The organism is Chitinophagaceae bacterium, from assembly GCA_007695095.1.
Classification (GTDB): Bacteria; Bacteroidota; Bacteroidia; order Chitinophagales; family REEL01; genus REEL01.
This window is the reverse complement of record REEL01000062.1, coordinates 1-17,154: the sequence shown is the minus strand read 5'-3', so window position 1 is coordinate 17,154 and position 17,154 is coordinate 1. Positions and strand designations below refer to the sequence as shown.

Sequence of the window (17,154 nt, the reverse complement as noted above, 5' to 3'; positions counted from 1 at the left end):
TATCGGTTAGCAACTCTTTTTAGTTATATCTGTGTTTATGTTTTCCAGATTAAGAAACCACTCAAACCCATAAGCTCCTGCAGGTGTTTTGAAACCGGATATTTTTGGGTCATTTAATATAAATTCAATGATTTTAAGTGAGGTCATTACTGTTAAGGTATAGCCATCAGGTGTGGACCAGCACAAATCTGCTGATTCTCCGTTACTATTTGTGACTTTCCCAAAAACATATGTGACACTATCTTTTTTATCAGATTCTTCCGGACCTTCAGGTAGTTTATTGTTTATATAATTTATAGCTAAATTTTTTAATAAACCTATCTTAAAGATATGCTTTAGCAAGTTAATGGAACTTATATACTTAATTGCTTTTTTAGATACAGATGTTTGCACTTCTATATTCTGTATATTAGTAGTATAGTAGGCTGTAAAGATATCTCCCCAGGGGATGTTGATAAGATTAAATTTACGCTTATTAATTTCAATACATTCATTAGTATTTTTAAATGGAATCTTTTGAATCTTACCGCCCAAACGTATATAGTTCCCTTTGTCAGCATGATAAACAGCAGACTTCAAAGTGCCTCTTGAAGCTTTATTCATGCCTGCAAAACCTAAAATTAACTTTTCAGGATTAGAAATCATCCCTGACAATTTAAGTGCAAGGCAATCTGTAGGAACAACATCAAAACCTACTCCCGGCATGACTACAATGTTCTTTTCGACCGCTTCTTGATGAAAAGCAGCTAAAGCCTCCATGACGGTCCATTCACCGGTTATATCTGTATAATGTATAGAGTGGTCTAAGCAAGCCTTTATAACCCCTTTATATGTGTTTACAAAAGGACCTGCGCAGTTCAATATTAGTTTGATATTTCCGAATTGATTATTCAACTTTTCAGAAAGATTCTCAGAGTTTGAAATCAGGTATTGACAACCGTATTTATCTGCTAATTCTTCTATTTGTTTTGAGTTTCTACCGCTGATAATTGGTAGGTTATTACTTTGCGCAGCGGCTTCTAAGATTAACTTGCCGGTATAACCATTGGCCCCGTAAAGCAGCCATTTGGCAGACATTATTTGGCGTCTTTAACAATTATAAAAATATCTTCATGTTCTTTTTTCATCAAGTACTGTTCGCGGGCAAATTGAATTAAATTTTCTGAACTGGTAAACAAATGTGTTTTTTGTTTATTTACTTCTTCTATTTTTGATAAATAATATTGCTCCATTTTTTGAGCCTCGCTGAGTTCTTTATTTAAGCGGTACTGAAAAATCAAATTATGTTGATCCATAACTAAAATCCAGAATGTAAACACGATTACAGTGAGTACGTATTTATTCTTCAGGTAGGTTAAATATTTAGATGCAAATATTTTTTTAATCCGATTCATACTTAAAATTACTTAATTCTTATTTTAAAACCTATTAAATCATAGCTTTTAAGTTAAAGATACAAAGTGAACTTTCTTTAATTCTTTAATAATTCAGAATTTTTGCCGGGATAGTAAGCCTTATCGCCTAAATATTCTTCTATCCTCAGCAATTGATTGTATTTGGCCATTCGGTCTGTGCGGCAAGCAGAACCGGTTTTTATTTGACCGGTATTAAAGGCTACTGCCAAATCTGCTATGGTTGTGTCTTCAGTTTCACCTGACCTGTGGCTTATAACTGTTGTGTATCCGGATTTTTGTGCTAAATGAATTGCATCAATAGTTTCAGTAAGTGTGCCAATTTGATTTACTTTTATTAATATTGAGTTTGCTATATTATTTTCAATTCCTTTTTTTAATCGATCCACATTTGTTACAAACAAATCGTCACCCACTAATTGAATTTTTTTACCAACTCTTTCAGTAAGTAATTTCCAGGCATTCCAATCATCTTCGTATAAACCATCTTCTATTGATATAATGGGATACTTATCAATCCATTCTGCCCAGTAACTTACCATTTCTTCAGGACTTAGTTTTTGTCCGGAAGACCATTTAAATTCATAGACATTTTCTTCTTTATTAAAGAATTCTGAAGCTGCCGGATCTAAGGCGATAAATATATCTTCACCGGCTTTATAGGAAGCTTTTTCAATAGCTTCTATTACAATTTCAATAGCTTCTTCATTGGAATTTAAATTTGGTGCAAAGCCACCTTCATCACCCACATTCGTTGAATAACCATTCTTTTTTAAAACTTTTTTCAGCTGATGGAAAACTTCAACACCCATTTTTAAAGCTTCAGAAAAACTTGAGGCTTTGACGGGTACAATCATAAATTCCTGAAAATCTATTTTATTGTCAGCGTGTGAACCACCGTTTAATATATTCATTAGAGGAATAGGCAGTGTATTAGAATTTTTACCGCCGAGATAGCGAAATAAAGGAATGTTTTTTTCTAAAGAAGCAGCCCTTGCTACTGCCAGAGAAACACCTAAAATAGCATTTGCCCCTAAATTTGCTTTATTGGATGTACCATCTGTATCAATAAGTAGTTTATCTATTTCTTTTTGTTCAAAAACTGTTTTACCTATTAAAATAGGTTTGATAACTTTATTTACGTTATTAATAGCTTTTGAAACGCCTTTACCCATGTATTCATCTTGATTGCCATCTCTTAGCTCAACAGCTTCAAATTCACCGGTAGAAGCTCCTGATGGAACCGCAGCTCTGCCCGTATGTCCACCGGATGTTGTAACCTCACATTCAAGTGTAGGGTTTCCTCTGGAGTCAAAGATCATTCTGGCATGTACATTTGTTATTTTACCCATTTTTTATTCTTTAAGGGGTTATTGAATGAGTTAACATGTTTTCTTTAATCATTTTCACAAAATCATCAAAAAGATATCTTGAATCATGAGGACCTGCCGATGATTCAGGGTGATACTGCACAGCAAAAGCCGGTCTGTCTTTTAAACGAATTCCGGCAATTGTATTGTCATTAAGATTAGTATGGGTCACTTCTATATTGGGAAAGTTTTCTAAATTTTCTGTACTCACACTAAATCCATGATTTTGACTGGTTATTTCACTCAATCGACTTTTATTATTTATAACAGGATGATTTAATCCTCTGTGACCGTGATGTAATTTAAAAGTTTTTAGTCCGCATGCTAAAGCTAAAATCTGATTGCCCAAACAAATTCCAAAAATTGGTTTTTTAGCATCGAGTATTTCTTTAACCGTTTGAATTGCATAATCCATAGGGGATGGGTCACCGGGTCCATTGCTAATAAAATAAGCATTCGGATTCCACTTTTCCATTTCGCTAAAGCTCGTTTTTGCAGGAAATACTTTTATAAAACAAGCTCTTTCATCCAAACAACGCAGTATGTTTTTCTTGATACCTAAATCAAGAGCGGCTATTTTAATTTCAGCATTAGGATTTCCAAATTCATAAGCTTCCTTAACCGAAACCTTGCTGGATAATTCCAAACCTTCCATGGAAGGTGTGTTTTTCAGCATTTCTGTTAGTTCTTCTATTGACTTGTCTTCACCGGAAATGATAGCATTCATGGCTCCTTTTTTACGGATATGATGTACCAATGCGCGCGTATCTATATCGTGTATAACCAATATTTCATTTTCGGTAAGGAATGACTCTAAGCTTCCATCTGCACTTTTTCTACTGTAAAAAGAAGAAAAACGGTTGCAAATTAATCCGGAAATCTGGACTTTATCAGATTCAGTTTCTTCAGTTTGATAGCCGTAATTGCCAATGTGGGCATTTGTCATAACCAGTAGTTGCCCGGAATATGAGGGGTCTGTGAAAACTTCCTGGTAACCTGTCATTCCGGTATTAAAACAAATTTCCCCGGATGAGGTTTTTAATTTTCCACTTGCTTTTCCTTTAAAGATTGTTCCATCTTCTAACAATAAAATTCCGGTTTTGGCTGAGGACATATTTAATGGTTGATTTGGGCAAAAATACAATATTCAATCTAAAACTGAAGAAACTTTTTAAGGGTACTTCTAAACACTTTTATGTTTAAATAAAAAAAGAAAAGCCTGAAAATAATATTCAGGCTTTTCAAGCAAAGAAAGAGTGAGAAAAATTAGTATTGAGATATATATCTTGATAATTCTCTTACACTGCTACTAAAGGTAAACTCATCATAAACGGTAAAGTAGTTTTCTTTATCAATAGTATTGTTGTAAATATATTTGGCTATTTCTAATTTGCTGCTTTCAAAAGTAAATAATCTGATAATCGCCTTTGCCTGTGAAGTGCTAAAGTAATTATTGGAAATTACTTGCTTAGCCACTTGTCTTTTAGAACTGTCAAAAGACTGATTTCTAATTGTAGCCAATAGATTATTAAATGATTGGCTATTCATAGGTTGAACAACAGGATGATGATGCGAATATTCATAATATACTGTTTGAGTTACAGCTCCGGCTGAAGGACAAGTGTTGTATCCGGCGCTCGGATTACCCCAGTGTGGAGTATAGTTTTTAACTTTCTCAGATATATTCAGGCGATTAAAATGATTCAAACTGGCAAACACATGCATATTATTGCGGATATTTATATGGCCATTGTACAAAACATGGGTAGTATAGCCAAAGTAAGTATTAAATCTTCTTTCCACTTTAAGGTTATACCTCCCTGCCTGAATGTCAAATTCAAAACTTGAAGCCGGTCCATAGTGATAATTTCCTAAAATGATAAATACATTTTCGTTGTTATCCATCCTGAAACTAAAAGTACTTGTGTTATGATAAGCAAAAGAACTTAAAGATAACAGGGAAAAAATTGTCAAAAGTAAAATTGAGCGTTTCATAATATCCTCCTTTTTTTTTAAAACATTATCTAATAACGTGCCAATATTTTTATATAGTTATAAAAAACAGCAAACCAGACACTTATGTTTTTAGTCTTCAAATGCAGATTTTTCAAGTATTTCATGTAGTTTTAGCATAACTTTTTTACTATTATTTTAAAATGTCTTTTTTATCTGTTTAGAAAAAAAAAGTTTTATTTGAACTGTATAAATTAGTTTATTTTTGTGATTAATTATGTCATTTATACCGGATAGTGTCGTACAGGAAATTTTATATAACGCCCAAATAGAGGATGTTGTAGGGGATTATGTGCGCTTAAAAAAGAGAGGGGCAAACTATGTTGGCTTATGTCCTTTTCATAATGAAAAGACTCCCTCTATGATGGTATCTCCCCAAAAAGGTATTTTTAAGTGTTTTGGTTGCGGGGTAGGAGGTGATAGTATCAGTTTCGTAAAAGAAGTTGATAATCTTTCTTATCCGGAAGCCTTGCGGAAACTTGCAGAGAAGTATAATATTCAAATTCCGGATGTATCAGTAGATGATAAAGAACAGAAACGAACAGATGATGAAAAGGAAAGCTTGTTTTTGATTTTTAAGTTTGCTGCAGAATGGTTTGAAAAAACTTTGTGGGAGTCTGAAGAAGGAATTCAGGTTGGACAAACTTACTTTAAAGAACGGGGATTTACCAAAAAGACAATACAGCTATTTCAACTCGGGTATTCAAAAGAAAGCTTCTCAGCTTTTACAGAAGCAGCTTTGCAAGCCGGATATAAAAAAGAGTTACTTATCAAAGCAGGCCTGATCAGAGAAAAAAATGAGCATGCTTATGATTTTTTCAGAGCCAGAGTTATTTTTCCCATTCATAACTATACCGGAAAGGTAGTTGCTTTTGGTGGTAGAATTTTAAAGAGTGCTGAAAATCAGCCAAAATATCTGAACAGCCCTGAATCCATTATTTACAGTAAAAGTAAGATTCTTTATGGGATCAGTGCAGCCAGAAATTCTATCAGACAGAATAATAATTGCTTTTTAGTAGAAGGTTATACAGATGTCCTCTCTTTAGTACAGTCCGGTATTGAGAACGTAGTAGCAACGGCAGGGACAGCTATGACTGAGGATCAGGTACGTTTGATTAAGCGTCTTTCAGATAAAATAACCCTTATTTATGATGGTGACAGCGCAGGAATTAACGCTGCCAAAAGAGGAATGGAAATTATTTTACGTGAAGGGCTGGATATAAAAATAGTTATTCTACCGGATGGAGAAGACCCGGATTCATATGTTCGAAAACTGGGTGGAGACGGGTTTTTAAAGTTTATTGAAGAAAAGGCTACAGACTTCATAATTTTCTTGGCAGATGATTTTTTGAAAAAAGAAGGCAAAGATCCATCATCTATAGCAAAAGCAGCGAACCTGTTAACAGAAACTATAGCACTTATAAATGACCCGATTAAGCGTACTATTTATATAAGAGAATGTTCTAAAAAACTGGATCTCCCGGAAGATTTATTATTTAAGAAAATAGCCAGAATACTTCGTAAAGATTATTTTGACCAGCAAAAAAAGAGAACAAAAGAAACGAACTTCCAGGAATATTCAAATTTGGAAGAAGAGCTTTTAGCAACTGAGACAAAAGAGGCGGCTGAATTAGAAGTTAGTTCTGATTATCAGGAAAAAGATGTTATCCGTATTTTACTTGAGTTTGGGAATAACATCTATGATGAAGAAAAGACAATTGCCACCTTTATATTTGAAGAGATAAATGAAGGTTATTTTAAAAATAATCATGCAATTGAAGTGTTTAAAAAGATGAAATCACACTGGACTGAAGGTAAAATATGTCCTACTCCCGAATTTTTCTATCAATCTGATAATAAAGAACAAAAAGACTTTGTAATCGATATTTTCATGAATCTTCCGGAACCGAGCAATAATTGGGCTGAAAAGCACCAAATTTATTTGATGTCGCGTGAAAAAAGAGCTGAAAATGATTTAATTACCACATACCTGCGATTTAACTTAAAAGTGATTTTAAATCTTTGTGAGAAAGAACGTCTGCAAATTCAGGAGGCAGAAAAGAATAATGATTTAGAAAAAATACAAGACCACTTGATAGAACTCGATAAATTATATACTTTTCAGAAAAAATATGCTGATATGCTGAAAAGTGTAATCCTGAAGTAAATTATTTCTACGGAATTCGGTAATATTTCTATAAAGTAGAATAGCTTAAAATATAATTCTCCCGGATTAAGTAAACCGGAACTTTAAGTTTTTTATAGAAGCCTGATTTATTAATTTCTACTATACAATGGCCTTTATCACCTTTAAAAATCAAAGCGGTGATTTGAATATTTTCTTTAAAAGCCAGATGATAATCGTCATAGAGTTTAAAAGCAGTTTCTTTAACAGACCATATAATGGTATAAAAAAGTACTTCATCCATATTTTTTACCATTTCTTTTTCATCATCACTGCAAAACTTCTTAGTGATATTCAGAATCTTAGGCTGGATTTTTTCAATGTCAATACTCACTTTATAAACGTAGCTGCATATTGCAGCCACCATTTCGTGACTGTGAGAAAGTGACACTTCTGCTTTGTGGTTTTCCAGAAAAGGTCTGCCATTTCCATTTGCTTTTAAAATTAATTGTTTTTTGTAGTTTAGTAAAGATTTAAGTAAAAATCGAGAGGCAAGCCATTCTTTTTTCTTTATCGGATGCGATCTTTTGTTTAAAACCTCAGTGTCATAGGCATTTAAGATTAGTTTTTCAGAAAAAAATGCATCTTCTTCTTCCATTTTCCAAACACCAATTTTTGTTTCTCCGGTTGTTTCCAGAAGCTTTATAAGACTCATTTTTTTTTATTTAAGGCTTGAAATTATGGGTAATTGAGTAAATTTACAAAATCATATGAATTCAATAAAATTAAAAGACCCTAGTATACATACCGGGCATAAATCTTCATTATATCGTTTGCACTATGTACCACAAAATCGAACTGTTTTATCTGCCGGTGGGGATGGGATGGTCGTTGAGTGGAGTATTGATCATCCGGAGTCTGACGGTAAGGTGATTGCTCAAATAGACACTCAGATATTTTCCATTGCCTTACATGAAAATCAGCCGGTTTTATTTATAGGGCAGATGAATGGCGGCATACATGTCTTAGATTTAGAACACCGAAAAGAATTAAAGCACCTGGCCTTACATGAAAATAGTATTTTTGATTTACAGTTGTTGCCTTTCGATAAATCCTTACTATTAGCTGCCGGGGGAGACGGAATGTTTTCTATGTGGGATACTAATAATTATGATTTAGTAAGGAAGCATCAACTTAGTGGTAAGAGCCTCAGAAGGTTTTCATGTTCAGCAGGAAGTGGAGATATAGCATTTTCATCCAGTGATGGTGATACTTATATTTTGGATAAGGAATTCAAAATTAAAAGAATCCTAAAGCATCACAAAAGCTCGGTTTTTACTCTGGCATATTCGCCTGATGGTTCACTTTTAGTCGCCGGAAGCCGGGATGCTCATTATTCAATATGGGATGTAAAAAATAATTACGAATTGCTAATGTCTGTGCCGGCTCATTTGTTTACCATAAATCAAATTGCGTTTCATCCTTCCGGAAAATGGTTTGCAACAGCATCCAGAGATAAGGCGGTAAAAATTTGGGATACATACTCGTTGAAATTGATAAAAGTGATAGAAAAAGATAAAATGATTTCACACAAAAATTCAGTAAACGATATAATTTGGCTGGATGACCCTGAAATGATAATTACTTGCGGAGACGATAAGGTAGTGATGATGCGGGGAGTAAATATTCAGTAGATAATCCTAAGAAAATTTAATTGCTGAATGTATCTTTACGGCAAAACTTTTTTAAAAATAACTTTATGATTCTTTCAGATAAGCGCATACTTGAAGAAATGGAAAAAGGCACTATTAAGATTGAACCTTTTAAAGAAAATTGTTTGGGTACCAATTCTTATGATGTTCATTTAAGTAAACATTTGGCGGTTTATAAAGACAGGGTTCTGGATGCCAAAGCGCACAATACTATCATTTCTGTTGAAATTCCTGAAGAGGGATATGTTTTACAACCAAATACACTATACCTAGGTGTTACAGAAGAGTACACTGAGACTCACGCACATGTTCCATTTTTAGAGGGAAAGTCAAGCATTGGAAGGTTGGGAATAGATATACATGCAACGGCAGGTAAAGGGGATGTGGGCTACTGCAATACCTGGACACTTGAAATTAGCTGCGCACAACCGGTGAGAGTGTATGCGGGAATGCCTATAGGACAGTTAATTTATTTTGCTGTTGAAGGAGAAATCAAAAACTACTATCACTCCAAGCAGAATGCAAAATACAATGAGCGCAGCATCAAGCCAATTGAATCTATGATGTGGAAAAACAAGTTCTAAACTGAATTAACCTTCGAAGTTAAAGCTTATCATAATAGTCCTTGAAAATAATTGGTCTATTACGTTAGAGAATATAAGATCCTCATTAGGGGCATGTATATTTACTAATCCGTGGGAGATTTTTATTTCCGGTGAAAAGACAAAAAGCGGGAAGTAAATTTGAATACCTAAACCATATTCAACGGAGTAATCATGACGGGTAACTCTAACCATGTCTTCCGCTTGTCTTGCTTCTGCATTTGAAGCTAAATCCAGATTGTACTTCAGTCCTGCCATTACATAAAAGCGAACATCATTTACCGGCTGAGATTTAAAACGGATACTTACCGGAAACTCAAGGTTTATAGATTCTATATTTTTTCTGACAGTTTCATTGTTGCTGAGTTTGTAATCCAGACTTTTTTCAGCAAAAGAAAGGGTAGGCACAAAGCGAACATCAAAATAATTGCTGAACTCCAAATTAGAAATAATACCCAACTGGAAGCCGGGGCCTCTGTCAGTATGAACGGTCAAGATGCTATCACCCTGAATAAAATCATTGGAATGAATAATTTTAAAATCAGAAGTATTATACCCCAGAGAAATCCCAAAGTATAAACTCTTATTCGCAAAATCTAAATAGTTTTGTTGCGCGAATGTTGAGTTGGATGTGAAGGCAAATAAGAAAAATAAAACTGAAACGGCTATTTTTCTGCTATATAAATGGATGCGATTCCGAAACTTAGTCTTTTGCATGAGGTTTTTTTAAATCCTGCTGATTGTAATCTTTTTTCAAATTCTTTTCCAACCGGAAAGACTCTAACGGATTCCGGGAGATATTTGTATGCACGTTGGTCACCGGAAAACAACTTTCCTACTACCGGCAGGATAAAGTTAAAATAAAAACTGTAAAATTGTTTAACCGGAAAGACCGTTGGTTTAGAAAACTCAAGTACTGTTACGATTCCTCCCTGCTTGGTAACCCGAAAAATCTCCGATAAGCCTTTGTCTAAATTTTCAAAGTTTCTAACTCCAAAAGCAACGGTAACAGCGTCAAAAAAATTATCCTCAAACTGAATTTCTTCAGAATCACCTTTCAGTAACTCAACTTTATCGGGTAAATTCTTGTTTTTAATTTTTGTTCTGCCAATTTCCAGCATTTTTTCTGCAATGTCAATGCCTATTATTTTATCCGGATTTAACTTGTTCAAGGCTAAAGCCAAATCAGCCGTGCCTGTAGCAACATCCAAAATTAACTTAGGTTTGTGTGGTCGTAAAATATTAATAACTTTACGTCTCCAGATTTTATCAATTCCTACGGATAAAAGTCTGTTTAAGAAATCATAGCGGCCGGCGATGTTGTCGAACATTTGTTCTACCTGTTCTTTTTTACTGCTATCTTCCTGATTATATGGTTTAACTTGTTCTGACAAAGCTTATTTCGTTTTATAATTGTATTTTCAAACAAAAATTATGAGAAGATGTTGATTAAAGATGCAAAATTCGTAAAAAGTTCTGACTCTTTGAGTGTTTGTCCGGAAACAAATTTGCCGGAGTTCGCTTTTATTGGTCGGTCTAATGTAGGGAAATCCAGTTTGATTAATATGCTGGCAGGTAATAAGAAATTAGCTAAGACTTCTTCAACTCCCGGGAAAACCCAGCTCATAAATCATTTTATTATCGATGACGAGTGGTATTTAGTTGATTTGCCCGGTTACGGCTATGCTAAAGCTTCAAAAACATCCAGAGAAAAGTGGGAGAAGATGATTCATAACTACTTGTCAAAAAGGGAAAATCTGGCTTGTGTCTTTTTGTTAATTGATATCAGAATTAAACCTCAGCAAAATGATCTGGATTTTGCTAATATGCTTGGTGAAATGGGAATTCCATTCGTGATTCTTTATACTAAATCGGATAAAATAAACCAAAAAACGGTTTCAGATAATAAAAGCCTTTTTGAAAATGCAATGCTTGAGTCATGGGAAGCTATGCCGACCAATATAACTACCTCAGCTTTGAAAAAAACCGGCAAGGAAAAAGTACTCAATCTAATAGGGGAAACCATTGAAAAATGGGAAAAAAATGAAGTCTAAGCCGTTTAATAAGTCATCATTTTCATACAAAAAACACTCCCGCCTGATTTCATAAATTCTGCTGTATCAATTTCAAAAACTTCAAAGCCTGACTTTTCCAGCGCATTGTAGGTAAAAATTGAACCATACTGTATAATTGCAGCTTTTTTCCCGTTTTTTTGATTGTTAATGGTATGGGCATTCAGCGAAAACAAGCCTGAAGCTTCTGTTGATGGGATTCTTATAACATTTGAAAACAATTTTTCTATAACCTTCAGACCTTCCAAAGTAAATGCCTCGGGACACAGAATTACACTTTCTTCATCCAATGGGATAAAACAAGTATCTAAGTGATAAAAACGACTGTCAATTAACTCAAGGCAGACTATAGTTACATCTAGAGTTTCAGCTATTTCGTCATAGGTTTCTTTTTTAGTACGGTGACCAAAGCCTCCGTAAATCAAATTTTTACCGTAATGAGGTATAGCATCACCCATACCTTCAAACATTTCTGATTTTTTTAAATCTATTGTTTGATAGCCTTTATTTTCAAAAAACTCTTTAAAATAAGCAACTTCCTTTTGTCTGGAAGGATGCCTCATTTTACTGAGAATTACCAGCTTTTCATTTTTATTATTAATCCATGGAAAAGTCTGATTGGCGCAGAAGACCATATCTTCACAGTCCATCTGTCCTTTGATTTCCCAATAGTCATTTATAACTCCACGGGTTTTGAGAGTTTGATAAATTTCTTTTTGAGAATTCCACTGACTTTTTGCCTTTTCCTTATCTAAATTTCCGGCCTGTCCTTCCATGTGTACATTTTTAACATCTATTATGTCAAAATGGTCAGGAGTACACATCAAAACATTCAAAGGTTCATTACGGTTTGCAATGTCTTCGATTTTAAAATCAACTTCAGAAGGGAGATAGGCTTTGTTTTTCATTTTTATCTTTTTAAAACTTTTTTAACTGCATTTACAATATCTGAGCTGTCAATATTGTACTTTTTCATCAGATCTTCGGGTTTTCCACTTTCTCCAAAAGAATCATTTACAGCAACCATTTCCATTGGAACCGGATAATTTCTGCCCAATAATTGAGCTATACTGTCACCTAAACCGCCATTCATTTGATGTTCTTCAGCAGTTACAACTTTTCCTGTTTTTTTAGCTGAAGATAAAACTGCTTCTATATCCAAAGGTTTAATGGTGTGAATATTTATTAAATCAACGGATATTCCGGATTTTTCAAGCTCAATGGCTGCTTCTACAGATTTCCATACAAGGTGGCCGGTACAGAAAATGCTTACATCTTTGCCCTCATGAATATTCCAGGCCTTTCCAATTTCAAATTTTTGATTTTCCGGTGTAAAAACCGGCATTTTTGGACGTCCAAATCGAAGATAAACCGGCCCGTCCCAATCAGCAATTGCTTTGGTAGCGGCTTTTGTCTGATTGTAATCACAAGTGTTAATCACGGTCATGCCGGGTAGCATTTTCATTAAACCTAAATCCTCTAAAATTTGATGAGTTGCTCCGTCTTCACCAAGTGTTAATCCACTATGAGAAGCACAAATTTTTACATTTTTATTGGAATAAGCAATGGATTGCCTTATCTGATCATACACCCTTCCGGTAGCAAAATTTGCAAATGTACAGGCAAAAGGTATTTTTTTACCGATTGTTAAACCGGCAGCGATTCCCATCATATTGGCCTCGGCTATCCCAACCTGATAATATCTTTCAGGAAATTTTTCAATAAATTTATTGAGTTTTAATGAACCGGCAAGGTCGGCACATAGGGCAACTACATTCTCATTTTCTACTGCCAGCTCAAAAATGCCGTCTCCAAAGCCGGAGCGGGTATCTTTATGTTCTTTTATATCAAAATTTAGCATATATATCTTTTGTTTAGCAATGCAAAAATAATATTTTAGTCGGTTAAATATGAATTATGTAAGGAAGCTTTTAGAATTTAGTTTTTTTAAAAAAAGTGGTACATGAGAATTTCATAGTTTACAACTGCTTTTATAATAAAAAAATACTTTACTATAGCTCTAAGCGAAGTGATTCGCCGCTTTTAATATTAAAATTAAGGTATTCAGTTTGGTAAGCAGTGTCTGCCAGGCGGGTTCTGTAAATGATTTTATACTTACCGGGTTGTAGAGCCAGCGTTTCGTTTCTGTTTCCTCGTTTCAGTTCGTGTATCATTTCCAGCTCACCGGATTTCATAACAAAAATTCCACCGAAATATTCGTGACGTTTATTCAGGTTTAATACCCCGGGAGAAGGTATTTCAACACGAAGAGTCTTGTCAGTTTCTATGTTTGTGCTATTCCTCGTAATTATCGGAAGGGTTAAAATTTCAGTTTTATAGTTATCACTCAGGAATCTTGTGTTTTGTTTATTTCTCATGTTCATGAGCACATTACCATTCTCATTTTCATAAACAACCAGCCGAATTTTATCTTCCAGTGTGCGGGAAATAGAAGGTTGGCTTATAGTAAAACTTAAAAAACCTTGTGGCATATTGTAAGTTAGTTGGTTGTTTTTGCCGGGTTCGATAGAAATATTACTTCTGTAAACCGCCGGAATTGTATGAAATAGCAGATTGTAGTTTATCACCGGATCAATAAATAATGTGTCCGGTATGTTATTTTCTGATAAGGTATGGTATAAGCTGGTTATTATCTCGTCTGTATGATGATTTATTATTGAGAAATTTAAATTTGTATAAGATTGTCTGTTAACATTGTTTCCTATAAAAACCTGAGCACTTGTTTCATCTGTAATTTGTCTGATAATACTTTCAAGTATCATTTGTAGCCTGACACCATCCTGAGCATTAAAGTGATTGCCCAGACATTCGAATGAGGACATTACTTCCTCTGTTAAGCCGATGCCAATGGCAAAATGCCTGAGTACCACTCCTTTTTGCTCAAGTTCCTGAGCTACTTCACAAGGATTACCTCCACAGGTCTCTTCACCATCAGTTAAAAGAATGATGATATTTCTTGTATCTGAACTTGGGAAATCACCGGCAGCCTGAGACAATGTGTAGGCAATAGGAGTAGTTCCTCTGGGGCGAATATCTGCCAGTTTTCTTTTGATTTGTCCGGCATTATTTCTGCTGAAACGCACCTCAAGCCTTGTGTCTGTGCAGTTTCTCTGTCCTAGTTGAGATTGATGTCCGTAAACTCTGAAAGCCAGCTCTATATTTTTTTTACCTTCAAGACTATCTATTAAATTTCCTAAAACCTCTTTTGCAATGTCCATTCTGGTTTTATCGTCATGCCAGGTAATAGACATACTACTCGACGCATCTAAAATAAATAAAATGCGCGTTGTTTCATTCGAAAAAGCTTTAAATGAAAACAAAGCAGTAAAAAGAAAAAATATCAGTAATCTTTTATTCATAAAATTTATTTTACAATCTGAGGTTTACCTGACCTCCGGAAAAAACACTGAATTTTTGAGAGTTTGTAGCATAAGATGTACTTGCGTCTTTATGACGATAAATAATTTCATATTCGCCGGGTTGCAAGAGTAAAGTGATTCTGTTAATGCTTATAAGCTCTTCCCAAAAGAGTTTTTTATACTTGCCGTCTTTATGATAAAGGCCGGCAATTATCCCCTCAGCATTCATCAGATTAACCATTCCGCCTCTTTCAATAGAAATTTCCTTTTTTTCATCAGCTTTCAGAGAAATTTCTTTGCTTATCACAGGCATTGTTAAAATATGAATTTTATAGTCACCCTCTAAATAATTTTCTGTTGTAGAAAAGTCCTGAACATAGACGGTTTCATCCTCAGGGATTTTTTTAATGATCGTTTGTATATGATTCATATCCTGAGGACTTCCCGGACTGTAAATAAAGAGTTCTCCTAATTTAACCGGTATGTCAATTTCATTATGTTCCCCGGGGTTCAGCCTAAATGCAGGGCTGTAAATAGCCGGTTTTGAATGTACTTTTACATAGTATTTTCCGGAAGGATTGAGCCAGATAGTGTCCGTATTTCCTCTCCGGCTTATGGTATGTATAAAGCGGTTTAATAAATTCTTTTCATAGTAATCATAAACAGAAAAAGGCAGATTACTCACTGTTGCATTATCATTTTTATCTAATAAATTAATAATTAATGAAGTTTCTCCTATTGCATAGGATACTACTTTTTGTTTCACAGCTAAAAAGCTTTCAGGATCAGAAGCATCTAAATTTGGGCCTACACAATCAAAATTGATAAGCTGGTCTTCATCAAGTCCCATCCCAATAACAAAAGGTCTTATAGCAATTCGGTTTCTTTCAAAAATTTCTGCTATTTCACATGGATCACCTCCACAGGTTTCAAGTCCGTCTGTGATTAGAATAACGACATTTTTTTCATCAGGCTTACTGCCGGTGAAATCTTTTGCTGCCTCAGAAAGTGAATAAGCAATTGGTGTCCAACCCCGAGGAGCTAAACCCTGCAAAGTGTTTTGGAATCTTCTGAAGTTATTTTTTGAAAAAGGGATTTCCAGGGCTGTATCCTTACAATCAGACACATCATGACCTGAACGGTGTCCGAATACCCGGAGAGCAAACTCAGTATCAGGCCTATTCTTATATATGCTATCATGGAGCTCTAGCAGTAAATCTTTAGCTAATTCAAATCTTCTTTGATTTCCAACCATCTCCCGCATACTTCCCGAGGCATCAAGAATGAAGAGTACCCTGACTTTACTATCCACATACGGACGGTCGCTTCTTACCATTTGTGACTGACAGTACACGCTATGGGTGCCAAACAAAAGAATAAAGAAAATGAATAGTAAACGTGGCATAATGTATAGTTACATAAATTTAATAAAAAACGCAGGCTAAACCTTAAAATTACTGACCAAAATAAAATTCTACGATTAAAATTAATTTTTAGAATTAGGCTATTAAGAAATAATCATTTTATAAGTACACGGTTGACCGCTTACCATACGGTTTAATAAATTGTCAAATATTCCCTCTTTCATAAAGCTTCTGTTAAATCTGTAGCAATATTCGTCCAAGTATCCTTGCAAAAGTTCTGCATGTGCATGTATTCCTCTTAGCCATAATTTAAAACCCATCACTGTTCTGTGTAGCATGTTAAAATTCTTCCCTTTTGCTCCTGACTTGACTTGCTTGAGGTTTGGAAAGTCTACTTTCAAGCCCTTATAGGCAGGCCAACCGTCTGTGGTAATTCCTGCTTGCTTTTCTATTGTTTGATGCATAAAGGAGCCCAACTCTTTCTTTGATGCTCTGCTAATGTGCTTTGCATACATTCTTCCGACTCCTTTGCCTTTCTTCTCAATTGCCAATACTACCAGTTTTTTTTTCTTATTCTTTCTGCCCCTTACCTTTTCTTCTTGTTGACCTACTACAAATTCGTCTACTTCAACTTGATCTTCCAATGGGTGTTGCCCACTACTTTTCATCGCTTGCATCACTTTTTGCTTAAACAACCAGCAGGTTTTTTGCCTCAGTTCTAACTTCCTACTCAGCTCTGTAGAGGCCATCCCTTTCTTATTGGTGGATAAATAATAGATAATCCAAAAAGCTTTTAGGACTGAAAACTTGAGTTTGTGGAATAAAGTACCAGCAGTAGGACTTTCACTATACTTGCATGATGTACACTGGCGATCAAATTCTTTTTTCCCTTTGCAATAGTTTTTATGACCACATTTTTTACATTGATAGCCCTGTGACCATTTTAATTTTGATAAATGAATGTAACAACTTCTTTCATCCGGAAAGCGTTGTTGAAACTCAAAAATGCTAAGGCTTTTGTATCTTACTTCCATAATCTTATTGTTTAACTTAATAACGATAAGGACTTAACTATATTCTTTAATAGCCTAATTCAATTAATTT

At 34.7% G+C, this 17,154-nt stretch carries 17 protein-coding genes; 4 read left to right on the top strand and 13 right to left on the bottom strand.

Translation table 11 applies throughout. The features are described from left to right. Positions 1-6: 6 nt before the first annotated feature. From EA412_01785 to EA412_01765, 5 genes are all read right to left on the bottom strand, one after another. Positions 7-1,077: a hypothetical protein gene (locus EA412_01785; protein ID TVR82225.1), complete on the bottom strand. Its 1,071-nt coding sequence runs from the start codon at positions 1,075-1,077 to the stop codon at positions 7-9. After that, positions 1,077-1,394, bottom strand: a complete 318-nt coding sequence (locus tag EA412_01780) for a septum formation initiator family protein (GenBank protein ID TVR82224.1) — start codon at positions 1,392-1,394, stop codon at positions 1,077-1,079. Before EA412_01780 ends, EA412_01785 begins: the two co-directional genes overlap by 1 nt. Positions 1,395-1,471: 77 nt before the next feature. Then, complete coding sequence (locus tag EA412_01775) at positions 1,472-2,764, bottom strand: phosphopyruvate hydratase (GenBank protein ID TVR82223.1); 1,293 nt, start codon at positions 2,762-2,764, stop codon at positions 1,472-1,474. A gap of 10 nt (positions 2,765-2,774) precedes the next feature. After that, positions 2,775-3,896 (bottom strand): carbamoyl-phosphate synthase small subunit, encoded by a 1,122-nt coding sequence (locus EA412_01770; GenBank protein ID TVR82222.1) that lies wholly within the window; start codon positions 3,894-3,896, stop codon positions 2,775-2,777. 152 nt (positions 3,897-4,048) lie between these two features. Beyond that, the gene (locus EA412_01765) at positions 4,049-4,777 is read right to left on the bottom strand and encodes a DUF4476 domain-containing protein (protein ID TVR82221.1); all 729 of its coding nucleotides are present in this window, start codon (positions 4,775-4,777) and stop codon (positions 4,049-4,051) included. Positions 4,778-5,012: 235 nt separating this feature from the next. Here EA412_01765 and EA412_01760 point away from each other — a divergent pair, with 235 nt between their 5' ends. After that, positions 5,013-6,962, top strand: coding sequence for a DNA primase (locus EA412_01760; GenBank protein ID TVR82220.1), 1,950 nt, complete (start codon positions 5,013-5,015; stop codon positions 6,960-6,962). Between the two features lie 28 nt (positions 6,963-6,990). Here EA412_01760 and EA412_01755 read toward each other — a convergent pair whose 3' ends face one another. Then, a complete protein-coding gene (locus EA412_01755; protein TVR82219.1) occupies positions 6,991-7,635 on the bottom strand; it encodes a 4'-phosphopantetheinyl transferase superfamily protein in 645 nt (214 codons plus the stop codon). 55 nt (positions 7,636-7,690) lie between these two features. Between EA412_01755 and EA412_01750 the strand changes: the two genes are divergently transcribed. Beyond that, complete coding sequence (locus EA412_01750) at positions 7,691-8,614, top strand: WD40 repeat domain-containing protein (protein ID TVR82218.1); 924 nt, start codon at positions 7,691-7,693, stop codon at positions 8,612-8,614. A 65-nt stretch (positions 8,615-8,679) separates the two neighbouring features. Beyond that, entirely contained in the window at positions 8,680-9,216 is a 537-nt protein-coding gene (locus EA412_01745) for a dCTP deaminase (protein TVR82217.1), read from the top strand. Between the two features lie 6 nt (positions 9,217-9,222). Here EA412_01745 and EA412_01740 read toward each other — a convergent pair whose 3' ends face one another. Beyond that, complete coding sequence (locus EA412_01740) at positions 9,223-9,951, bottom strand: PorT family protein (protein ID TVR82250.1); 729 nt, start codon at positions 9,949-9,951, stop codon at positions 9,223-9,225. Continuing rightward, on the bottom strand, positions 9,900-10,628 hold the full coding sequence (gene ubiE, locus EA412_01735) for a bifunctional demethylmenaquinone methyltransferase/2-methoxy-6-polyprenyl-1,4-benzoquinol methylase UbiE (GenBank protein TVR82216.1): 729 nt from the start codon (positions 10,626-10,628) through the stop codon (positions 9,900-9,902). The genes EA412_01740 and ubiE overlap by 52 nt, the downstream gene beginning before the upstream one ends. A gap of 48 nt (positions 10,629-10,676) precedes the next feature. On the opposite strand from ubiE, the gene EA412_01730 reads away from it, so the two are divergent. Continuing rightward, positions 10,677-11,288 carry a YihA family ribosome biogenesis GTP-binding protein gene (locus EA412_01730; GenBank protein TVR82215.1) on the top strand — a complete coding sequence of 204 codons (612 nt, stop codon included), beginning with the start codon at positions 10,677-10,679 and terminating at the stop codon, positions 11,286-11,288. A gap of 5 nt (positions 11,289-11,293) precedes the next feature. On the opposite strand, the gene EA412_01725 is transcribed toward EA412_01730, so the two are convergent. From EA412_01725 to EA412_01705, 5 genes are all read right to left on the bottom strand, one after another. After that, positions 11,294-12,214 carry a hypothetical protein gene (locus EA412_01725; GenBank protein TVR82214.1) on the bottom strand — a complete coding sequence of 307 codons (921 nt, stop codon included), beginning with the start codon at positions 12,212-12,214 and terminating at the stop codon, positions 11,294-11,296. 2 nt (positions 12,215-12,216) lie between these two features. Continuing rightward, entirely contained in the window at positions 12,217-13,167 is a 951-nt protein-coding gene (locus EA412_01720) for a transketolase family protein (GenBank protein TVR82213.1), read from the bottom strand. Positions 13,168-13,318: 151 nt separating this feature from the next. Further along, positions 13,319-14,686: a VWA domain-containing protein gene (locus EA412_01715; GenBank protein ID TVR82212.1), complete on the bottom strand. Its 1,368-nt coding sequence runs from the start codon at positions 14,684-14,686 to the stop codon at positions 13,319-13,321. A 10-nt stretch (positions 14,687-14,696) separates the two neighbouring features. Continuing rightward, positions 14,697-16,091 carry a VWA domain-containing protein gene (locus EA412_01710; GenBank protein ID TVR82211.1) on the bottom strand — a complete coding sequence of 465 codons (1,395 nt, stop codon included), beginning with the start codon at positions 16,089-16,091 and terminating at the stop codon, positions 14,697-14,699. A 102-nt stretch (positions 16,092-16,193) separates the two neighbouring features. Then, complete coding sequence (locus EA412_01705) at positions 16,194-17,084, bottom strand: IS1595 family transposase (GenBank protein TVR82210.1); 891 nt, start codon at positions 17,082-17,084, stop codon at positions 16,194-16,196. Between the last annotated feature and the right edge of the window lie 70 nt (positions 17,085-17,154).